Consider the following 21206-nt stretch of genomic DNA (forward strand, 5'->3'; position numbering starts at 1 on the left):
TCTTTCCCTATTAACTTACTAGCTTACTCCCATTTAAAAACAAAGCTTGCGATAATAAATGCCCCAACGAGCCAGCCGCCTAGAATCAGTGCTTCCATACCGAGACTCATAAAGGACGCTCCAACGTTCATCGTTTCACGCAGCGCATGGCTCAAGTGAGCAATCGGTAAGATCTGTACAATCGGCTGTAAAAAATCTGGCATGTTCTTAATCGGAAAGAACACCCCTCCTAAAAACAGCATCGGAAAGCTTAAGAAACCTGCAATTGGCGAGGCACTTTCAGGTGTTTTCGCAATACCTGCGATAATAAAACCAATCGCCATAAACGCCAGCGTTCCTAGTGACACAAAGGTAATCAGTGTCAGCCATGACCCTCGAACTTCTACCCCAAACACGAGCCAGGCTACACCAAGCACGATCATTGCCTGCAATCCGTTGAGCAAGAATCGAGCTGTAATCTGCGCAGCAATAAAAGTTGATGCTTTTAGCGTCGTTCCTTGCATTCTTCTTAATATACCGCGTTCACGCCAAGCTGAAATCTGACCAGCAACACCGTTCATGTTATTGCTCATGATCATCATCGCGACGATTCCCGGTACAAGGAAATCAATGTACCTTAAATTCAGTGTTTCGACCCCTTTGGAATCTGTCACGACAACCGGCTTGTAATCTACTTGTTTCTTACTGATCGTATCTACTGCATTGTTTACGAGCTGCAGACCGACCTGTGAAATCGTTAAATTCGTTTCATTGTAATAGACTGGCAGTTTCAATGGCTGCCCACCCGGTCCAGCTTTCACGCTTTGATCATATCCCTTTGGAATAACAACGACTAATTGCGTGTCACCTTTTTTCAGCGTGCTTAGTGCTTTCTTTTCGTCAGAATTTTTTTCTATTGAGATGGCTTTATTTTTCTTAAGCTCACTCACAAGATCCTTTGATTGGGCAGTTCCATCATGATCTACAACAGCTACTGTTAATGACAGACCATTTCCATTCCCTAAAAAGGAACCCAGCATAACCATCAAAAAGATCGGAAAAGCGAGTGTCCAGAATAATACTTGCCGGTTTCGAAGGAAGATCCGCAGCTGTGCTAAAGTTAATTGGTAGTATGCTCTCATCCTTCTCGCAACCTTCTTCCTGTCATGTGAATAAACACGTCCTCAAGCGTTGCTGTACGTGTCTGTAAATCTACTAGCTTCAGCTCTTTTTCAGAAGCTAAAGCTATTAAACTTGTAAGTGTCTTCTGCAGATCATCCGTATAAAGAACGTGGACATCCTTTTGGCTTCCGACTTGTTTAACTCCTTCGATTTCGGCTAAATCGACATCAACTTCCTCTACTGCAAAACGAAACTCTACAGCACTGTCCGACTGCAGATTTTTTACGAGTTCACTAGGTGTATCAAGCGCAATCAGCTTCCCTTGATCCATGATCGCAATCCGGTCACATAGCACATGTGCTTCATCCATATAATGAGTCGTCAGAACAACCGTTTTCCCTCTCTCTTTTAAGCGGAGGATGATATCCCACAACGTACGGCGAGCTTGTGGATCCAGCCCTGTCGTCGGTTCATCCAAAAAGATAATCTGAGGGTCATGCACTAGGGCGAGCGCTATTGCTAGCCGCTGCTTTTGTCCGCCTGACATTCCTTTGATGCGGCTGTTTTTTTTCTCAGATAACAGCATGTCATCGATTAGTTCAGGAATCGCCACATGACTGCGATAAAAACTGCCATACAAATAAAGAATTTCCTCAACCGTCAGCAATTCAAAAAGAGTCGTCGATTGCAGCTGTACCCCAATGACTTCTTTTACTTTGTCGAGCTCACGCGTAATATCAAAACCGCCAACGATCGCCGTTCCTTCATCGGGTTTACGAAGACCAACCAGCATCTCGAGCGTCGTCGTTTTTCCGGCACCGTTCGGACCGAGAACGCCGAAAACTTCTCCCTTATGTACTTGGAAAACACTGCCGTCAACAGCAGTGAAATCCCCGTATCTTTTCACTATGCTTTGTACATCAATGATTACTTGCTGTGAATCCATTTTTCACACTCCAAACGTAAACTTCACTGCTTTTTATTTTTGTTTCCGCCAAACATATCTTCAAACTTTGTCCATATTTGTTTTAATGCAGTCATCCATTCACAGGCACAATCCATCGACTCTGGCTTCATGGAATAATATCGGTAACGGCCTTCCTTCCGCTGCGTTACAAGACCCGCATTCTCCAAAACTTTTAAATGTTTCGAGATTGCCGGAAGCGACATATCAAAAGGCTCAGCTAACTCCTGGACACTCCTTTCTCCTTTTGACAGCTGCTCGATAATGCTCCGTCTTGTCGGATCGGATAAAACAGAAAATACATCATTCAAATTCTCGCTATTATATTTAACCATTTGGTTAAGTATAATTCTCTCCGCTCTCACCTGTCAAATTATACCTTACTTACCCATACATAAATTCAATTTTTACTGTGGCTGTGATCTTGTTTTCGCCGGGCTGGATCGGAACACCAGAATCTTGGGCAAGTGACATCGCTTGAAAAAGAATCGGTCTAGGCGGCAAGTTTTGAGAAAGTTCTTGAACGACAATCGGCACAGGGCTAAGCGTAACTTGCAGTGCCCGTGCCATCACGATTGCTTTTTGCTGAGCATTTTGAATCGCTAAAGTCAGTGCCTGATTATAAAAAGAATCAGGGTTTGAAACGGTGAATTGAATCGACGAAACAAAGTTTGCTCCACTCGCAACTGCGATGTCGATTACCTGCCCTGTTTTGCCCAAATCTTTAATTGTAACTTGAAGCTGGTGCTCCACCTTATATCCTCTGAAGATCTGTTTACCCTCTACATAGTCGTACTGTGGTTCAATTCGGTATGCAATCGACTGAATATCGTTTTGAGGAATTCCAAGTGCCAGCAGTGAGTTGATTACTGCTGACGTTTTATCTGTATTTTCTTTTTGTGCGATACTTAAGTTTCGGTTTTCCGTAATTACACCGATCGTAATCACTGCACGATCCGGATTTGCATAAACAGACCCTTCACCTGTAACCATTAAGCGATTTGGCTTCGTTGGAGCTTGTGACTGTCCGCTTCCCATTGCTGGATAGCCAGGCTGACTGTAATACATCTGCAATCTCCTTTCTCTTCGTACTCCCTACAAGCTATGCAAGCACTTTTAATAAAAGAAGAACACTCTTTACCAATAAAGAAAACTTGGCTGACGCAAGTCTTTTCCGTAAGCCTTCGTTGCCTATATATTTCTGCTATGACCATCCCTACTGCAAACAAGTTATACTTTCTGATAGTACAAAAATAAGCATTTGCCGCACTAAGACGACAAACACTCATATAATCGTTATAAAATTATTCAACCGTTCTTTTATCTTGGCAGATAGTTTAGGAAGTTTTGATAGGCAAAGCCTTTTACTTCGTCCTCTTTGTAATGTTTCAACAGTTCATTTATTAGGTTCTGGGTTTTCGATGCATCCTCAAGATCAACAATGAGATTAGTAATACCATCAAAATCCGATCCTAAACCAATCTGTTTCACACCGCCTAATCCGCAAAAATGATCAATATGCTTTATTAAATCAGAAATGCTCGCTGATCCTTCACTCTTTGTAAAAGGTGGATTATAAACAACATGAACCACTCCGCCTTTTTGGAACATCTCTTTTGCCATCTCATCTGTTAAATTACGCGGATGATTGCATAAAGCGCGCGAATTAGAATGGCTTGCCAAAGGATATTTCGCGATCTCCATTACGTCCCAAAAAGCTCTGTCGCACAAATGAGAGACATCCGTTAAAATGTGATGCTGATTATTAAATCGGACGATTTCTTTTCCGAACAATGTCAGACCTGCTCCGCGCGGTTCTTGTGCTCCATCGGCAGCTAGATTCGCATGATTCCATGTTAGACCGATCAACCGAACACCTAAGTGGTGAAGAATACTGAGCTTTGAAATATCATCACCAATCGCGTCAACACCTTCAAGTGTTAGTATCGCACCTATTTCGCCATCTTTTAATGTATCAAAATCAGACCAATTCTTTAAATGCTTCATCTCCGGATTATTACCGAGGACTTCACGATAAAAATGATCCACTTGGTCTAAAGCAGCTTGAAACTTTTGGTCATATGGAATAAACGGTTCTATGAAAATAGCAAAAAACTGAACCTTCACTTTCCCTTTTTGAAGACGTTCTTTATTTGTGGCAAGTTCAGGTGCATCCGCATAACGCAAATCACCCTTTGTTTCCCAAAGCTTTAATAAAGCATCACAATGCAAGTCAATAACATTCATATCTGATCCCACCGTTTCTAATAATCATCCCTTAACAATAGAATGTGTAATGTAAACTACTTCTCCCTAAAGAGTATTGTTTAAGGTTTGTTCTCATTCTTATATCATCCTATAATAGGCTTTTCCTTGTAAACCGCAGATAAAAGCAAAAGAATACGTTTAGTTGAAAATTATTTTTGTTATAATGTAAAGTATACTTTAGTTTACATATAAGGAAAGGCTTGATACGGGATGGAGAATAGTTCTTCAAATTTTATTAAAACAATCATCCAAGGTGATCTGGAATCCGGAAAACATAAGAAAATCGTTACACGCTTCCCCCCAGAACCAAACGGATATCTTCATATTGGACATGCAAAATCAATCGTAATTAACTTCGGACTTGCAGATGAATTTGGCGGAGAAACGAACCTTCGCTTTGATGATACAAACCCATTAAAAGAAGATCAAGAGTACGTTGATGCAATCAAAAAAGACGTAGAATGGCTTGGCTTCGAATGGGAGAACCTTCGCTATGCTTCTGATTACTTTGAAGAAATGTACACACGCGCTGTTCTTTTAATCAAAAAAGGAAAAGCATACGTGGATGACTTAAACGCAGAAGAGATCCGTGAATACCGCGGAACATTAACGCAACCTGGAAAAGAAAGCCCCTATCGTGATCGTTCTGTTGAAGAGAACTTGGATCTATTCGACCGCATGCGTAAAGGCGAATTCGAAAACGGACAAAAAGTGCTTCGTGCAAAAATTGATATGAGTTCACCAAACATTAACTTGCGTGACCCTGTTCTATACCGCGTATCTCACGCAACTCACCATAACACAGGAGATACATGGTGCATCTATCCAATGTATGCTTTCGCTCATCCGATCGAGGACGCAATTGAAGGCGTTACACACTCGCTTTGTACGACTGAGTTTGAAGACCAGCGCCCTCTTTATAACTGGGTTGTTGCAGAGTGTGAGATGGAAGTTCAGCCTCAGCAAATCGAGTTTGGCCGTTTAGGTCTTATCAACACGGTTATGAGTAAGCGTAAATTAAAGCAGCTTGTAGATGAAGGATATGTGGATGGATGGGACGATCCGCGCATGCCAACGATCTCAGGATTACGCCGAAAAGGATACACACCAGAGTCAATCGTTAATTTTGTAAAAGAAACCGGCGTTTCAAAAGGTTCCGGTCTTGCCGACACGGCGATGCTTGAGCATTTTATTCGGGAAGACTTAAAAGTAAAAGCACCTCGTACAATGGGGATTGTTGATCCGCTTAAAGTCGTTATCACGAACTATCCTGAAGGACAAGTTGAAATGCTGGATGCTGAAATCAACCCTGAAAACGAAGAGATGGGATCACGTCAAATTCCTTTCTCCCGCGAAATCTATATCGAGCGTGAAGACTTCATGGAGGATCCTCCGAAAAAGTACTTCCGCCTCTTCCCAGGAAACGAAGTTCGTTTAAAACATGCTTACTTCATTAAATGTGAAGATTTTATAAAAGACGAAAACGGTAATGTAGTTGAGCTTCATTGTACGTATGACGTTGAAACAAAGTCCGGTACAGGATTTACTGGCCGCAAAGTAAAAGGAACACTTCACTGGGTAGAAGCAACTCAAGCTGTGCCAGCTGAGTTCCGTGTGTATGAACCGCTTATCATGGATGCAGATATGGAAAACGAAGAAGACAGCGAAGGTAAAACATTCTTGGATTACGTAAACAAAGAGTCATTGGTGGTAAAACAAGGATTTATCGAAGCGAACATGAAGGATGCGAAACCGCAAGACAAGTTCCAATTCTTCCGCCACGGATACTTCAACGTAGATCCAAAGCATACAACAGAAGACAAAATCGTATTCAACGAAATCGTATCATTGAAAAGTTCATTTAAGCTGTAATAAGATAAAGGCGTACCCGATCAGACACGGTGTACGCCTTTTGCTTTTATGAATCAATTAACTTTTATCTCTTTCGTTCTAATCAGCTTATCTCCACGGTATAGCTTAATCCAGTACTGTCCCGATTCCCAGCTCTTCGGATCAATTTCATTTATTTTTCCTGATGTTCCATTTGTATCTTGCCAAGTATCTTCAAATACAACCAGCTTATTTTCTGTTTTCAGTATTTGCAATTTAGCAGCAGTCTCATCATCTTTTTCAACCATATTTGCGTAGATGACACCGACATGAAAAGGCTGCTTTCTTTTAATAGTGTACGTTAGGTCATTTATCTTAGCACTTTCATCATCTACTTTATATCCCACTTGGATTTCATCTTGAGTAGGGGGAGTAAATTTTTGTTCCATCCTAAAATAAAGAAACCCAATAAACAGAACCGCCATACTAATAATGGCAATGAACTTTACCCATTTCATATTTGCTTTTTCCCCTATTCCTTCACTGGCGGCCGTTCACCATATTGCAGTTCGCGAATGCTTAACCCAAAATCCATCTCCATGTGTGGATAGTCTTTAAAACCATACCAATCTCCACCCCACTCAAATCCTAATTCCTTTCCGATCGCGACTACTTCCATCCAATCCGACTTTCCGTTTTTATTATCATCACGTTTCAAATCCCACACAACGGTTCCATCTTTCAAAAGAAGGGCAAAATCAATCGCAAGCCCATAATTATGGTACGATTCCCCGCCCTCCACATGTGTCACGATCGTTCCTTCAGTCGTTCTTCCACGAGCGTATAATTTATCCTGTTCTGCAGCTGAACGAAAATCATCGGTAATCACGATATTGATCCCCTTTTGAGCTGCTCTTTGAATGAGCTGATCCCGATGCGACGCTACAATAGGATTTATCTCAGTTGGCATTGGTACATTCTTTCTTCGCATTTCGTCAATAATCCAATAAAATAACACGAACAAAACAGCAATAAAAATAAATGTTTTAAATTTCACTTGAGGCAAAGTCCTCCTGTTACTCCAGCATTTTGTTAAATGCCTCTTCTGATAAAACGACCGGCTTAAATCCGCCAAGCTCGATATATTCCACCTCACCGTTGATGCTAACTTTAAACACATCGTCCATTATAGTATGTTCAATCGAATCTACAAATCGATTGTGTGTAAAATAATGATTCTTAATTTCATTTTCGTAGTCATAAAGAGGTTCATTCGATAGTTCATATGGCATTTTCATTTTTTCTATTTTCTTTAAAGTAGATGACGGCTTTCGCTTTCTCTCCCCTTGATTATAAATACCTTGGAGGAGTCCGACCACTTCAGAAAATCCTAAAAAAATGACGCACCATATAACACCGCCAGCAGCGTAGGCGAATGAAACAAGACCTTGATGATTTTCTGCGGGATCCCCTGGCAATACAGAGGTTAAATGAATCAATCCTAATAAAAGCCCTGCAGCTAAACAGGCCCATCCAAGCCATTTTAATGCATCAGCAATCAAATTTTCCTTGCTCGTCACCTTTTCTCCCCCTTGTAACTCTCTCAATATACTAAATTTACCATATTTTCCATAATGAAAGAGGATATTTAAAATTTGAGGGTCTTTTTCATACATATGCTTCGGAATATCTATCTCTACTGATGCTGTGACAACATAATTCCACGGTAATCCATCATAATTCCACACTCATGCTCCATAATTCAACGGTAATCAACCGTAATTCCACAAAAACACCTGACATGACCACGAGTCGACATTATTCGGCAAAGACTGTACATGCTTTGGGCTACTTAAAGGCAAAACCAGCCAATCCACGCCCACTTCCATCCAGAATAAAAAAACCGGCACCAAAGGATTACTTCTGCAAGCAACCTTTTGATGTCGGTTCACATCACTGGATCTATTGAGTTCCTTCACTAATCGCCTGTGCTAGATTAGATTTTATCGAGATACTTTCAAAAGAAAGTCCTAGCTGTATGGCTGTCATTGCGATCTCTGGTCTGATTCCAGACAATGTCGATTTTACGCCGATTAAACTCAGTGTTTCGATTAACTGGAAAATCTGCTGTGCGACCATTGTATCAATGATAAGAACACCAGATAAATCTATCAAGAGATGGGAGATATCTTTATCTATACAATGCTTCAGCGTATTCTCCACTATGAATCGTGCTCTCGTCGTATCAATTTCCCCAATTAATGGGAGAAGTCCCATCTGATTATTCAGCGCAATAACCGGTGTACTTAATTCATTGATCATCTCCTGCTGAGCTTCTAATCTTTGAATTGATACTTTTTGATTTTCCTCAACAAACCAGGTAACGATTTTATTAAATGTACTAATGATAATTTCATTCCAAGAGTCAATCGTCGTTTGAGGATATTCACCTTCATGCAGGTAAACAAACTCTTTCACAAAACTGAGGTACTGTTTTTGAACACTAAAAAATTCGTTCATAATGACTGTAACAGGAGTATTTAAATGTTCTTCGTCCTGTGCAATCATGATTACCCATTTCTCGAAGTCTTTTAGAAACTTGGACTCCTCGGTAACGAAAACTTCACAAAAATGCAGATGAAAGCCGTGATTTTGTTTTTTTAGAGTGGCAATGGTTTTAGGATCAGTAGAAGCATAGACCCCAGAAACTTTACTTTTGTCGATAGAAGCATACCAATCTTCCGTCATTTGCCAAGTTTTATCTATTAAAAATGCGTGAAGTTCTTTATCTCTATGCATTTCTCACTCTCCAATTCTGCCATTACGAATGAAAACCTTCTTTTCTTTATCATATATCTGTCAGAGTGATTTTACAATTTTTACAAACTATTAATCTTCGTCTTTTGCATCCCAATCCTCTGGAATAGGTTCGCTTAAATATTCTTCTATTAATTCTTTATATTTTTCCATTTGTTCTAGATGTGTGTCGAACTGGTCTTTATTGATCAAATGTTGGGTTCCATCAAAAAGAGCACGAATCTTTTTCTCCTGAATTAAACGTTCAATGAATTCTTCAGACATCGATAAATATTCTGCCGTTTCCTTTATTGTAAGGTACATAACCTATCCCACCTTGTCCTACTCATAGTTAACCTAAGCTTACAAGAAGAATGATAACTCTTCAATGTTCACCCCAACTGCACGAGCCAAAAAATTATTCCATTAATCCTGGAATGATCTTTTCTTGTTTAATAAAGTCTTAGTCATAACGATTGCAAACAATAAAAATGCCACATCAATGAATCCATATAAAAGCCCGTAACTGCCTAAATGAAACAGCATGCTTCCTAATATCGGGCCAACTGCCATTCCCATGTAACGAAAGAAATTATATGCCCCAATCGCAGTCGCACGATTTTCCTGAAACTGCTGAGTAAGCAAAGCCGTCTGTACCGGAAGTGATGTTCCTAAAAACAGACCAAAGAGACTAATAGAAATGATAAGCAAGGGCAGTGAAATATGCGACACCAAAATAAACAACAATAAAGAAGCTGTATTCATAAAAGTTGTGTATACGACCACCTTTCTTTCATCAAATCTTCGAAGCTTTCCACCGATAATGCTGCCCGCCACTATACCAAGCGATAATGGAAGGAAAACAAGACCCTTTTGCTCCACAGATAAAGAATAGCGTTCACTCATGATTCCTGGCAGGAATACTAAAAAGTTATACAACCCATAATATTGGATGAACCCAAGACCAATAACCGAAAAACCTATTCGGTTTTGTAAAATCTTAATAAAATCTACGAATCTAAAATTTTGCTTTTGATGGGACTCTGGTTTCGTTTCTTTTAAATAAAAGTAATTCCCCGCAAACACGATAATTCCTACACACAATAAAGCAACGAAAACCATATGAAAATCAAACGAACCACTCAAAAATCCGCCAGCAACAGGACCTACAACAGGACCAAGAGAAACCATCATCTGAAAAGTCCCCATCGGCTGGATGCGATTCTTGCCTTCAAATAAATCGCCGATAACAGTTACTGCTACAACTGAACCTGCAGCAATTCCTACCGCTTGCAACGAACGGAAGATGAGCAGAAATTCTATGGACTCTGAAAAATAACAGCCAATCGTTGCTGCCAAATAAATAAGCAGTCCGGTCAGCATCACTTTCCGCCGGCCAATTGAGTCTGTAAGTGGACCGTAGACCATCTGCATCAACGCTAAGAAAACCGTATAGATCGAGATCGATACATTGACTAAGAATGGCGTCGTATGAAGTTCCTTTGTTACTTCTGGAATAATAGGAACATAGATCGTTTGTGAAAAAGGACCAAGAAATGCAGCAATCGCTACTAAATAAACAATAAGAATACGGTATTTCAAAGAGAAAACTCCTCGTCATCTGAAATAAGAAAAGTCTGCTGAAACGAAGGCTTCAGTCAGACTTGAATCATTAATTTTCAATTGTAAATTATACACCTGATTAATCTTTTCTAAAAAGGTTAAGCTCAAAAATTAACATTTGATTTTTTTCAGGCGGCGATTCATTTCCTTTAAATCGAAATGTTCCGGATCAAACTGACGGCCATCTGTATCTTCCTCCGCCCATTGCATCATGTGTTCATATTCTTCGTCCTTAGGATTTCCAATGATAGAAAGGAAATAAGAATATCCTCCAGGACCTCCAACATCCTCAGGAGGACGGCTGCGGCTGCCTTCAAGACAATGAGGATATCTAGGCCCATCTTCAATCAGTACTTCCTACTTTGTTCAGCTAAATCTCTAACACTACCTTATCTGATTTCGCCCGTGAAACACAAGTTAAGATCATGGCGTTCGATTTCTGCTGCTCGTCATTAAGAAATGAATCAAAATGTTCGATTTCCCCTTCTCTTACTCTCACTTCACAAGTTCCGCACCGTCCAACTTGGCATGAATAAGGGACTTGGACTCCATGTTCATGGAGAGCATTTAAAAGGGTTTGATCTTTATTAACAGAAATTAGATGGCCATCTTTTAATTCTACTAGAAAAGGTTTAAGATTCTTTGGCTGCGGCGGTGTGAAACGTTCAAAGTGGATATTCATCTTGGTGTAGCCCATTCGAATTGCCGCATCTGTAAATTCAGTTATAAAGGAGTCAGGACCGCAGAAATATACGTGCGTTCCCATTCTGTGATTTTCTAAAATGTGCGTGTTCATACGTTGCTGATCTTTAGAAAAATAGAATTGAGTTTGGTCCCGATAGTGTTGTTTTAAAAAGTCATAAAAAGCACAAATGTCTTTTGACTTTGAAGCATAATGAAGCTCAAATGAAGAACCTTTCTCTTGAAGTTCTTCTATCATTGATAAAAAGGGAGTTATACCAATCCCAGCCGCATAAAACACATGATGCCTCGCTTTAAAACTGAGCGGGAAGTGATTCTTTGGATAACTGATTTCCAGCTCATCGCCAACCTTTATATGCTGATGCCAATATCGAGACCCGCCCCTAGAAAATTCGCTCAACCTGACAGCTATCTTGTAATATTGCGTTTCATCTGGACCGCTTGTCAAAGAATAGTGTCTTACGATCAATCCGTTAGGCGTTTCGATGTATGCAGCAATATGCGCACCTCCACTAAATTTCGGGAGCAGGTTTCCATCAAGCGCCGCTAAAGCGAAGCGTTTTACATTTTCTGTCTCCTTATCAATCGATTTCACAAATACCCGTATCGTTTTTTCTTTATACAACGATTATCACCCCTACAGTTTCGCCACATATCCCAAATAAGCATCGTGCGTTTTAGAATAGTGATCCGAAATCGAAAGCTCCAAACCGCAATGTTGACAAAAGATTTCCAGTTGCTTATCAACCTTTTTGTTTATTCCATGACAACGGCAGCAAAAAACTCGAACTACTTTTTCACCGTATCCAATAAACTGCGCGTCCCCTTCAGAAAAACCTGCATCCTCACTAAGCTTTCTTGCCTGAGAAAGATCGTTAGGCGGAAGGGAAACATACAGGTAAGTACCTATTTTTTGCTTTTCTAAAAAGCTAGTAAACTCCGTCCAGTCCCGCTCATCTTCAAATCGAAAGATCTCTTTTTCACTCGCCTGCTCCATTACATCACTCAGCAGCTTCATCCCCTGTTGATCAGCACAAAACAAATACTTTCTTTTGTTTCCTATAAAAACGCCATCATGTGTCATAGGACTTTCTCACTTTTCATCCGTTCACTTAAATACGCCAAGACCTCATCACGGTATAAAGAAATTCCTTTATAGTCATAAATCTGTGATGGAAGCTCGGATAGTATGTCGTAAAACTGCTGCAGCCACGCTGGATTAGAAGTTAAATTTTCTAAGGATAAAAGATGTGTATGAATCGTAAAAAGGATGCTGTTCGTTCTTGGTAATCGGAACAATTTCTGAACTTCAATCCTTAAGTGGACGAGTTCGCCTGTATTCTCCTTTGTTACTTGTTTTCTTAACTTACCCCACTCATCAAACGTTTCAATTGATGTATCGAGTCGATCCCCCGCCATGAGCGACCAGTTTTTCCGCTCCCAAGGGTTACCCGCTTCCAGCCTCAAAAGAAATTGCATAATTCTCGCATCTAAACCTTCTTCATTAAAACCGGGAATCGGATGGTGGATGCTTTTAAACGCCATTCCTAAATTAAATGCGAGCGACCAGTTTGCCGGAAAGCAAAGCTGACCCGCATCCAGATAAAGATCCCCATCCCTTTGCATCATGTAGATCAAATCCTCCTGTACATGACGACTGATAAAATGCAGCGGTTCAAATGGAAGTGTGCTGTTGTCGCCAAATGTAAAGAAATGCACTTCATTAAAAAGCTTATTGTGGAAAGTCCACTCGTTATCGGATTTTTGTAATGAAAAATGTTGAGGGTACGCGCTAACAAGATGATCGATCACTAAATCTACAATCTCCCACTGCCCTGTAAACGTATGTGGCAATGATTGATAACAACGTTCAGAATGATGGGTTAACAGATCCCTTTTCAACTGCATCTCTTCCATGTAACTTGGAGTAATTTCGATACTGATCGGACTTTTCATCGGTATGGAGTTATTCGAATAGCGATAAGTTGAACCTTTAAACGGATACGGAAACTGTTCCAAATTGGTCGTCCACTTCATACCCTCACCCTTTAACTGAATATTCTTATAATTTATTGTATAGAAAATAGGTGGGTAATGAAAGTAGGAAGGTAATGGAAAAGCGGAATAAATAATCTCACTTATGGAGGTTTTTACAGACGATTTTTGGATTACATGCTGCGTTTGTTGGATAACGCCCTGACTCGATCATAAAAATGGTTTCTAACAAAAAACAATCAGGAGAGACTATACGTCCTCCTGATTTTCATATTCCCTATTCTTTTTTCTCAGGATAATCACATAACTCTATGATCTGCCCTTGTGAGTGAATCGGGTTCATGTAAATTAATCTTCTGCCAAACGGATTTGTCCGGTACGTATCCTTTAAAAAAGTAAATCCTCTATTCTCAAAGTCTTTTATGGTTTCGAGAAGATCGTCCACTTCATAAGCTAGATGATGCACGCCTTTCCCTTTTTGACGGATGAATCGCTCAACAGGAGATGTTCTGCTGGTCGGTTCAAGCAGTTCAATCACTTGATTCTCCAATTCAATTACTGCGATGTGCGTCTCAACTCCAGGCTTTTCACTCGTATAACGTTCAGTCAACTTCCCGCCTAATACATTTGTATAAAATTCAATCGCTTCATCTATCCGCCGAACAGCGATTCCTGTATGATCCAGTCTCATTCCGATCACCTCTTCCTTTTGTTGTCTTGAATTATAAAGAGTTAAAAATCAATCCGCAAAATTCTTTAATTACTTATCAGCTTCAGCGTGATTTGGCGAGTTATTATTTTTGTTCAATACCTTTGTTACAAAGCTGGCTGTACTACTTCTTTTTCCACGCGTACCCTTTTTCCTTTCATTCCAAATAAAAATCTTAATATACTAAACTTTTGAATGACAAAATGATAGCAGAGCATGATAATTAGAAACGAAATGGGTATTAGGAAAAGCAGCTTTAATGAAATGGGCCATGCCAAATTCCGAATCATAAACCCTAAGCACAAAATAATCGGCTGATGAAGTATATAAAATGGCATTGAAGCTTCACTCGCGTACTTATGAAAGTCATTTGAAAATGACAAATATTTATCTGCCAGGAAGAAGATACATAATAATAAACTCCAGCAATTTATAGTGCGCACAGCAAAAAAGAGTATTTCTTGTTCTGACCCCTGTTGAGGGTATGCCTTCATAAACCAATTGATGTAAATGACAGAAGAAATAAAAGCCAAAACAAGGTTAAATCTGAAGGTAGATTTAAACGTTTGTTTAAAAGCTTCACTTGAAAAGAAATAATAGCCATAAATAAAAACGAGCAAATAAAACATTAGGTCCCAGCCACCTAATCCTTGTGTCTTAATCAATCCGGAAGCAAAAAGAAATATAGGCAACAGACAATAATGAATGAGTCTAAATTCACCCTTTTTAGTGATTCCTTTAAACAATGGAATGGTCAAAAAAGAAAATACGACGAGAACAAGTAAATACCACAGATGCAGACCAAAGAATGCAAAATTCCCTGTCCCTCCAAAGTCTAAATAGATCCCATCAAAGAAATGAGGAAAAAACTCAAAATACGAACCGTTAAATTGGTTGTTAGCCACTCGTTCCATATAAATCTGTGGAGGAGTCAAAAATAATACACCAAACAAAAGGGGTACCCCTAACCTTTTTAGCCGTTCTTTAAGATACAATGACACACTCCTTTTTTCGAAAGCATAAGAAACACTTACACCAGAAACCGCAAAGAAAATCGGCATGATCCAAGCCCCAACAAAAAGTGAGAAAACTAGAATACTGCTAGAATCAATTTCATTATTTTTTACGTGCCAAGGAAAAGGATTCACAAACATTGAGCAATGGTAAAGAAAGACACCAACTGTAGCCAAAACACGAATCCAATCCATATCATACTGTCTCTTTAAAAAGATATCGTGATTCTCCATACTCCACCTCAGAACAAAATTCATTTTAGTAATATTTTACATTTTGTGACACAAAAAAAGAAGATGAAACTACAATAATTTCATCTTCCTAAAAAATATTATTTTATTCTTATTTTTTCGTGACCTTTTATCCAAGAAGGATAATAGTTTAATTCCATAGATATTGGGTTTTTAAAAGTGTTCTTTGGAGGAAGCTTAATACCTAATTCAGTAACTTTCTTCTCGTCACTTGAACTCATTGATTGTTCATGTACATCTATTTTATTTCCGCTTGCGTCAATAATATCACCGAAGACTTCAAAGTTAAATTGTTTGCTTGAATGAAGCTCAAATACAAGCCCTCTTTCTTCCTCAAACCGGATGTTCTGCAACACTTCTCCAGTTGGCTGTTTTAGAATTTCCAGCTTATCGGTATCAACAACAACCTTTAAATCTTTTTTATCAACAGCCTGGGCACTGCCTAAAACTAAATAAAGCACATTTGGATCTGTAAAATAGTTGCTTTGCAAATAGATTTCTTGCTCTGTATCTTTGTCACCTGATCCGGTAGCACCATTTGCAATTTTCCCCCACACTTCATTGTTCCCATCCACAAGACGAAGATCATCTAGATTCAGAATCTGTTTTGTGTTATTCGGATCCATCTTCAAATGAATAGCCACCCTTAAAGGATAAATTACTGCTTTTTCTACATTAATTTTCTGGCCATCCAGTTCCATTGTTCTATTTATTGTGTATTCTTTTTTGGTTTTAAAATCGTTTAGTGTGAAAGGCAAGATGAATTTCTTTCCTTTTACCTCAACATCAATGATATATTTTTTAGCTATTAATGGAGCTTCAAAGAAATATTCGATTTCACCGCTAAAGGAATGTTCTCCTTTTTCAGACTGATGAAATTCTCCGTATGAAATAGAGGCTTCATCTAATACCGTTCCATCTTGGGCTTTTAAATTTACTTTATCAATCTGGATTTCTTTTATTTTTTCCTTAGAATGCAGCGTGTAAAAAAGAACAATTCCTTTTTCATCAGATATTGTCCCATCAATGGTTACTTTTAAGCCATCTTTTTCATCAGATACACTTTGCTTTTGGAAGTATTTCTTTTCAACGGCTGCCATCCTGCCTTTATCGTCATCTATGAGCTCCACGATCTTTTCCATCCCAGGAATTTCAGAAATGTAACTCGCAAATGCCGGTGAGATCTTTATTGAAGAAAATAACCCAATGAGCAATACAGCGGCTGTTACAAAACTATAGATGCCTCGCATTGTTATAGTCCGTTTCCTTTTTTCCTTTTTCGCTTTATGAAAACCAGACATTATAGCGTTATCCAATGAATCTAGCGAAACAGGAAGATTATCTAATTCATTTTTATAATGTGTTAATTTTTCCTCTTCATTTTTAAACATTGAGATTTCCTCCTTTCTCCTCCAGTTTGGATCGTAATGCTTTCAATGCCTTGTTCAGCCATGTTTTCACTGTTCCTTCAGGGCATTGCATGGAACTCGCAATCTCATTTATTTTCAAGTCATGAAAATACTTTAATGTCAGAATTTCACGGGATCGGTCATCTAACCCAAGCATGGCGTCCTTTAACTCCATCTCGGTATAATTTTCAGATACTGCTTGAACGTCCAGCAGCTCGTCGTTTAAAACGAGTCTCTTCCTCTTTTTTAATTGATCGTTACAATAATTGATCATGATGCGGATCAGCCATGTCTTAAAAAAAGAAGGTTCTTTCAGCTTGCGGATACTCTTATAAGATCGGTAAGTTACCTCTTGAATGGCTTCTAGCGCTTCTTCCTCATTCCTTAAATAAGATAAAGCCGTTTTATATAGATCTATTTTATAAGCTTGAATGAGCTGCAAAAATGCTTCGTCATCGCCCTTTATTGCTTTTTTGACTGCTTGCTCTGTCTCCAACTTTTCGCCCCCTTAACCCCTATCTATATATTAGACCTACGGAACTGGAAAAAGTTTTGAAATTAATAAAAAAATCAGCCCTATTTTTTCAAGAGCTGATTCTCTGTATTACAGGATATTTTTATTCGCTTTTGGAACGAGATACGATGGCATCTCTTCATGTAACCGCCATTGAATACTAACAGGTTTACTTCCATAATGACTAACATGCTCAACTGTTCCTAAGAAAATAAAGGGTGATGTATATCCATTTTCTTTTTTATATTCACGAACAAATAAAGCTATTTGATGGTTATTCTGGCGATGATTAATATATCGTTTCGCTGTACTACTTCCCTCTGCTACTGTGCTTTGAGATTGCCAATGAAACAATCTCTCATTTACTGCATAATCATCATAAAGTGTTGATGGAGAGAAATCTTTTTCTGATTTATTTAAAGTTGTAAAAAATATATCGAGATTTTTATCGTTGAAATGTTTAACACCTTCTCGAAATGCAGGGCTTTTCTCTTCGTTAAAATAACCCAGTGCAGCTAATACTTGTGCAGTTGAATATTTGCCATGAACTCGTAATGGAGTAGTAAATTTCAAATTTGTCTCATGTTCGATAGTATCTAGTGAGTTATAAAGGTAGTTAAGTATAGCTGAAATTTCAGAATTAAACTCGAATGAAGATAGAATCTTTTGTATTCCTTCTTCAATAGAAGTTAGTCCTTCTTTTTCTGGACAAGATTTATAAAAGGAATAATAAAACATTGCAAGCATCAGATGCTCTTCGTCATTGGTAACCGATCCTTCATTAATGTATTTGATTAAAAATTTTAAAAGATAACTCGAATTCAAATGAAAAAGTGCAGATAGCCGTTTTGTTACTAGAGTCTCATTACTAAACTGAAAGTCTGGTTTAACTCCAGCTTCTACCATCATTCTACTAAAGCTTCGTTCCCCATTTTTACCATAAAAGTCATACAAGTTTAAATGATGATAAGTAAGGAAATTGCTGAGTGTTAATAGTAATCCTGTATCTTGTTCAAAATGTTTCATTTTAGAAATCAAGTTAGCTTTTGTGTTTGATGATGATTTAATATTCCTCAAAATATAATCTTTTGCTTGTTTCTCTAACTGAACGAAACACCCTTTAGGTAGGTTGAAAAATCCATTCTCAACATAAAATTGTACAGAATGCTTCGTTCTCCCGATCAACGCTCTAAACTTTTCTTCAAAATTGTAGTTCTGGTGAGCTTGTCCTACAAAATCAAGAACCGTCAGGCAATCTTTTCCCTCACTTAACCGCAAACCACGACCCAATTGTTGAAGGAAGATTGTTAAACTTTCAGTTGGCCTTAAAAAAAGGACTGTATTTACTTGAGGGATATCAATTCCTTCATTGTATAAATCAACAACAAAAATAAATTTTATTTCTCCACTCACAAGCCTTGCTTGAGCTTCTCGACGAATAGATTGTTGAACATCTCCGTATAAAGCGATAGAAGGGATTCCAACTTGATTAAAAAATTCAGCCATATATTTTGCATGTTCTACTGAAACACAGAATCCAAGACCTTTAACATCATCAAGGTCAGTTACATATTTTTTGACACTTTTTACGATCAAGTTACTTCTCATCGAATTAGAAGTGTACACTTTCTCCAATTCTTTAATTTCGTACCCTTTTCGACTCCACTTTAGTTTGGATAAATCTACCGTGTCACTTACACAAAAATACTGAAAAGGACTTAACAGTTTTTTATCTACGGCTTCTGTTAGACGCATTTCCGCAGCAATTGTATCATCGAAGTATGACAATATACTTTTACCGTCCATACGTTCTGGTGTTGCTGTTAATCCTAATAAAATTTTCGGTTGATAATGGTTTAATAACCTTTGATAGGATTCTGCGGCAGCATGATGAAATTCATCAACAATAATAAAATCATAATAATCACTCGTCGTTCTCTCATAGAGCTTCTTACTATTAAAGCTCTGTATGCTTACAAATAAATGATCAATTGATGTTGGTATACTACTACCTACTAGCATTTCACCAAAATTCGCATCCTTTAAAATGGCTCGAAACGTGTTTAAACTTTGTTTTAGGATCTCTTCACGATGAGCAACAAAAAGAAGTCGTGAAGTTCCTTTGTTTTGTGATTTGAACCGTTTGTAATCAAATGCTGATATTACTGTTTTACCTACACCAGTTGCAGCTACCACTAGATTCTTCATCCGTTTGTGAATGGATCTTTCGGCTTCCAGATTATCAAGAATTTCTTTTTGATAATAAAATGGCTGAATATCAAATATGAAATGAAGATCATTTTTTTCTTTAAGTTTTTCCTTAGAGAGCGCTAGTCTGAGTAATTCATGGTCATGTTCATTTTCCATGTGGAATTGTTTAAACTCATTATCATTCCAGTAGCTTTCAAATGTCGCTTCAAACTTCTTTAAAATATCGAATGAATCTTTCTCTGTCACTTTAATATTCCATTCCAGTCCTGAGGTTAAAGCTGGATTGGACAAATTGGAAGATCCAATATAAGCCGTACTGAATCCTGTTTCACGTTTAAACAAATACGCTTTCGCATGAAGACGTGTGCGATCTACATCGTACGAAATTTTAATTTCGGTATTTGGTAGTTTACTCAGTTCAATAATAGCTTTATAATCAGTGGCTTCCATGTAAGAAGTTGTTATTACGCGAAGCTTTTTCCCGGCTTCAGTAAAAACCTTTAATTCTTCTAAAATACAACGTAATCCACTCCATTTTATAAATGAGACGAGCATATCAATAGAGTCTGCAGATAGAATCTCCTTTTTTAATTCCCCCATCATATTCGGTTCATAATTAGATCCGGTAAAAAGAGAACTTTGAGAAATAGGCGTGACAGGACGAATCGTCTCACCTTTTCGTATACTACGAACCGAATTTATCCGTGAATAAATGGAAGTTAATACTTCGCCTTCTTCTTCAATCTTCAATGCCCGAAATTCATCCTGGTCTAGTCTTTCACTTAATATTGTAATGATGTCATTGCATGTTTGAATTTGATTAAGTAGAGCGACTCTATCGTCCTTTTCATTATCTCTAACAAACTTCAAAGCCTTTCTGGTAATAGTTGAAATGTAAGAAGATAATAGTTTTCTGGCTTCCTCCACATCTATTTTCTCCTTCTCAACATCAAATTTCCCTAACTCTAAATGAGAAAGATCGTCCTTAAGCTTTTGTGTAATAATTTCTTCATAAATTCCTTGTTTAAGCATATTTCACCTCTGAAGTATGTCTTGGTTTACTAGTTTCTACCTTTTTATGCTCCACGACTAACAAATCTACATTTTGGATAATTACTGCAGCCCTTGAAAAAACCGTATTTTCCTTTTCGGTTAACGAGGGTGCTTCCGCAAGATGGGCAAGTATCTTGATTTATTTTTTGTTTTTTTACACGAAGATCTGTTTTAATCTGCTTAACATGTTCTTTTCGTATAGTTCTATCTTTCATGTTACCTTTTGATATCAACTCAGCTATTACCTTCATGTTATGTTGACTCATAACCTGTTGAAAGTGGCTATGAATAGTCGTAGTAATATATTTCATGTAAACGACTTTGGTTTCAGTGGGCTCTAACTTTAATTTGCAACTGTTACTAAAAGCAATGATTGATCTAATAGGTATGGTATCGTCATAAATTAAATCTTTTATCGAGGTGACATGTCCTTTGTTTTGTTTAATTGGATTATAAAACTTTTGTTTTCTTTTATAAATTACTTGTGTCCAATACTGGCTCTTTTCACTTCCAAAAATCCAACCTTGATAGTTTTTAGTCTCAATTACAAAAACACCAAAAATAGATACAACAATATGATCAACCTGTGTAGTTGTACCATCCTTTTTTGTTAGTAGTACATCCTTTAAGATTATGTAATTATTTGGATCTAACTTCTTTAACTGATTGTTTACAACCATTTCACCAATATACCCTTTGATATATGGTGACTTAAGAGCAATCGCCATAATAAAGACTAATAATAAGAAATAACCCATACAATGAT

At 38.1% G+C, this 21206-nt stretch carries 22 protein-coding genes; 1 reads left to right on the forward strand and 21 read right to left on the reverse strand.

Going from position 1 to position 21206, the window contains the following annotated elements; translation table 11 throughout:
* Positions 1–23: 23 nt before the first annotated feature.
* The 5 genes from RGB74_RS17775 to RGB74_RS17795 form a co-directional block, all read right to left on the reverse strand.
* Positions 24–1121: an ABC transporter permease gene (locus RGB74_RS17775; RefSeq protein ID WP_310760597.1), complete on the reverse strand. Its 1098-nt coding sequence runs from the start codon at positions 1119–1121 to the stop codon at positions 24–26.
* Positions 1118–2047: an ABC transporter ATP-binding protein gene (locus RGB74_RS17780; protein WP_310760598.1), complete on the reverse strand. Its 930-nt coding sequence runs from the start codon at positions 2045–2047 to the stop codon at positions 1118–1120. Before RGB74_RS17780 ends, RGB74_RS17775 begins: the two co-directional genes overlap by 4 nt.
* A gap of 23 nt (positions 2048–2070) precedes the next feature.
* Complete coding sequence (locus RGB74_RS17785) at positions 2071–2400, reverse strand: ArsR/SmtB family transcription factor (RefSeq protein WP_310760599.1); 330 nt, start codon at positions 2398–2400, stop codon at positions 2071–2073.
* Between the two features lie 49 nt (positions 2401–2449).
* Positions 2450–3133, reverse strand: a complete 684-nt coding sequence (locus RGB74_RS17790) for an SIMPL domain-containing protein (RefSeq protein ID WP_310760600.1) — start codon at positions 3131–3133, stop codon at positions 2450–2452.
* A 252-nt stretch (positions 3134–3385) separates the two neighbouring features.
* On the reverse strand, positions 3386–4312 hold the full coding sequence (locus RGB74_RS17795; protein WP_310760601.1) for a dipeptidase: 927 nt from the start codon (positions 4310–4312) through the stop codon (positions 3386–3388).
* A 231-nt stretch (positions 4313–4543) separates the two neighbouring features.
* On the opposite strand from RGB74_RS17795, the gene RGB74_RS17800 reads away from it, so the two are divergent.
* Positions 4544–6205: a glutamine--tRNA ligase/YqeY domain fusion protein gene (locus RGB74_RS17800; protein ID WP_310760602.1), complete on the forward strand. Its 1662-nt coding sequence runs from the start codon at positions 4544–4546 to the stop codon at positions 6203–6205.
* Between the two features lie 53 nt (positions 6206–6258).
* Here RGB74_RS17800 and RGB74_RS17805 read toward each other — a convergent pair whose 3' ends face one another.
* The 16 genes from RGB74_RS17805 to RGB74_RS17875 form a co-directional block, all read right to left on the reverse strand.
* A complete protein-coding gene (locus tag RGB74_RS17805) occupies positions 6259–6681 on the reverse strand; it encodes a hypothetical protein (RefSeq protein WP_310760603.1) in 423 nt (140 codons plus the stop codon).
* A 14-nt stretch (positions 6682–6695) separates the two neighbouring features.
* Positions 6696–7220, reverse strand: a complete 525-nt coding sequence (locus RGB74_RS17810) for a M15 family metallopeptidase (protein WP_396135993.1) — start codon at positions 7218–7220, stop codon at positions 6696–6698.
* A 19-nt stretch (positions 7221–7239) separates the two neighbouring features.
* Positions 7240–7911: a hypothetical protein gene (locus RGB74_RS17815; protein WP_310760604.1), complete on the reverse strand. Its 672-nt coding sequence runs from the start codon at positions 7909–7911 to the stop codon at positions 7240–7242.
* Between the two features lie 214 nt (positions 7912–8125).
* A complete protein-coding gene (locus tag RGB74_RS17820) occupies positions 8126–8962 on the reverse strand; it encodes an STAS domain-containing protein (protein WP_310760605.1) in 837 nt (278 codons plus the stop codon).
* Between the two features lie 90 nt (positions 8963–9052).
* Positions 9053–9283, reverse strand: coding sequence for a helix-turn-helix domain-containing protein (locus RGB74_RS17825; protein WP_310760606.1), 231 nt, complete (start codon positions 9281–9283; stop codon positions 9053–9055).
* 102 nt (positions 9284–9385) lie between these two features.
* Entirely contained in the window at positions 9386–10561 is a 1176-nt protein-coding gene (locus RGB74_RS17830) for an MFS transporter (RefSeq protein WP_310760607.1), read from the reverse strand.
* A 132-nt stretch (positions 10562–10693) separates the two neighbouring features.
* Positions 10694–10933 carry an IS1096 element passenger TnpR family protein gene (locus RGB74_RS20185; RefSeq protein WP_396136078.1) on the reverse strand — a complete coding sequence of 80 codons (240 nt, stop codon included), beginning with the start codon at positions 10931–10933 and terminating at the stop codon, positions 10694–10696.
* A gap of 19 nt (positions 10934–10952) precedes the next feature.
* The gene (locus RGB74_RS17835; protein WP_310760608.1) at positions 10953–11909 is read right to left on the reverse strand and encodes a PDR/VanB family oxidoreductase; all 957 of its coding nucleotides are present in this window, start codon (positions 11907–11909) and stop codon (positions 10953–10955) included.
* A gap of 12 nt (positions 11910–11921) precedes the next feature.
* Positions 11922–12368 (reverse strand): dimethylamine monooxygenase subunit DmmA family protein, encoded by a 447-nt coding sequence (locus tag RGB74_RS17840; RefSeq protein WP_310760609.1) that lies wholly within the window; start codon positions 12366–12368, stop codon positions 11922–11924.
* The gene (locus RGB74_RS17845; protein WP_310760610.1) at positions 12365–13321 is read right to left on the reverse strand and encodes a heme-dependent oxidative N-demethylase family protein; all 957 of its coding nucleotides are present in this window, start codon (positions 13319–13321) and stop codon (positions 12365–12367) included. The genes RGB74_RS17840 and RGB74_RS17845 overlap by 4 nt, the downstream gene beginning before the upstream one ends.
* Before the next feature lie 235 nt (positions 13322–13556).
* Positions 13557–13970 carry a VOC family protein gene (locus RGB74_RS17850; protein WP_310760611.1) on the reverse strand — a complete coding sequence of 138 codons (414 nt, stop codon included), beginning with the start codon at positions 13968–13970 and terminating at the stop codon, positions 13557–13559.
* A gap of 125 nt (positions 13971–14095) precedes the next feature.
* Entirely contained in the window at positions 14096–15235 is a 1140-nt protein-coding gene (locus RGB74_RS17855) for an acyltransferase family protein (protein ID WP_310760612.1), read from the reverse strand.
* A 98-nt stretch (positions 15236–15333) separates the two neighbouring features.
* Positions 15334–16644, reverse strand: coding sequence for a DUF4179 domain-containing protein (locus tag RGB74_RS17860; RefSeq protein ID WP_310760613.1), 1311 nt, complete (start codon positions 16642–16644; stop codon positions 15334–15336).
* The gene (locus RGB74_RS17865; protein WP_310760614.1) at positions 16637–17158 is read right to left on the reverse strand and encodes a sigma-70 family RNA polymerase sigma factor; all 522 of its coding nucleotides are present in this window, start codon (positions 17156–17158) and stop codon (positions 16637–16639) included. The genes RGB74_RS17860 and RGB74_RS17865 overlap by 8 nt, the downstream gene beginning before the upstream one ends.
* 108 nt (positions 17159–17266) lie before the next feature.
* Positions 17267–20419, reverse strand: a complete 3153-nt coding sequence (locus RGB74_RS17870; RefSeq protein ID WP_310760615.1) for a DEAD/DEAH box helicase — start codon at positions 20417–20419, stop codon at positions 17267–17269.
* 44 nt (positions 20420–20463) lie between these two features.
* Complete coding sequence (locus RGB74_RS17875; RefSeq protein WP_310760616.1) at positions 20464–21198, reverse strand: NERD domain-containing protein; 735 nt, start codon at positions 21196–21198, stop codon at positions 20464–20466.
* Positions 21199–21206 lie beyond the last annotated feature (8 nt).

Origin of the sequence: Bacillus sp. NEB1478, from assembly GCF_031582965.1 — a bacterium.
Lineage (GTDB): Bacteria > Bacillota > Bacilli > Bacillales > Fictibacillaceae > Fictibacillus.

Coding starts and splice junctions, on each gene's coding strand:
- RGB74_RS17785 (WP_310760599.1), bottom strand. CDS start 2,400: ATGGTTAAATATAATAGCGAGAATTTGAATGATGTATTTTCTGTTTTA.
- RGB74_RS17845 (WP_310760610.1), bottom strand. CDS start 13,321: ATGAAGTGGACGACCAATTTGGAACAGTTTCCGTATCCGTTTAAAGGT.
- RGB74_RS17820 (WP_310760605.1), bottom strand. CDS start 8,962: ATGCATAGAGATAAAGAACTTCACGCATTTTTAATAGATAAAACTTGG.
- RGB74_RS17775 (WP_310760597.1), bottom strand. CDS start 1,121: ATGAGAGCATACTACCAATTAACTTTAGCACAGCTGCGGATCTTCCTT.
- RGB74_RS17850 (WP_310760611.1), bottom strand. CDS start 13,970: ATGAGACTGGATCATACAGGAATCGCTGTTCGGCGGATAGATGAAGCG.
- RGB74_RS17875 (WP_310760616.1), bottom strand. CDS start 21,198: ATGGGTTATTTCTTATTATTAGTCTTTATTATGGCGATTGCTCTTAAG.
- RGB74_RS17800 (WP_310760602.1), top strand. CDS start 4,544: ATGGAGAATAGTTCTTCAAATTTTATTAAAACAATCATCCAAGGTGAT.
- RGB74_RS17860 (WP_310760613.1), bottom strand. CDS start 16,644: ATGTTTAAAAATGAAGAGGAAAAATTAACACATTATAAAAATGAATTA.
- RGB74_RS17795 (WP_310760601.1), bottom strand. CDS start 4,312: ATGAATGTTATTGACTTGCATTGTGATGCTTTATTAAAGCTTTGGGAA.
- RGB74_RS17780 (WP_310760598.1), bottom strand. CDS start 2,047: ATGGATTCACAGCAAGTAATCATTGATGTACAAAGCATAGTGAAAAGA.
- RGB74_RS17790 (WP_310760600.1), bottom strand. CDS start 3,133: ATGTATTACAGTCAGCCTGGCTATCCAGCAATGGGAAGCGGACAGTCA.
- RGB74_RS17825 (WP_310760606.1), bottom strand. CDS start 9,283: ATGTACCTTACAATAAAGGAAACGGCAGAATATTTATCGATGTCTGAA.
- RGB74_RS17855 (WP_310760612.1), bottom strand. CDS start 15,235: ATGGAGAATCACGATATCTTTTTAAAGAGACAGTATGATATGGATTGG.
- RGB74_RS17805 (WP_310760603.1), bottom strand. CDS start 6,681: ATGAAATGGGTAAAGTTCATTGCCATTATTAGTATGGCGGTTCTGTTT.
- RGB74_RS17870 (WP_310760615.1), bottom strand. CDS start 20,419: ATGCTTAAACAAGGAATTTATGAAGAAATTATTACACAAAAGCTTAAG.
- RGB74_RS17840 (WP_310760609.1), bottom strand. CDS start 12,368: ATGACACATGATGGCGTTTTTATAGGAAACAAAAGAAAGTATTTGTTT.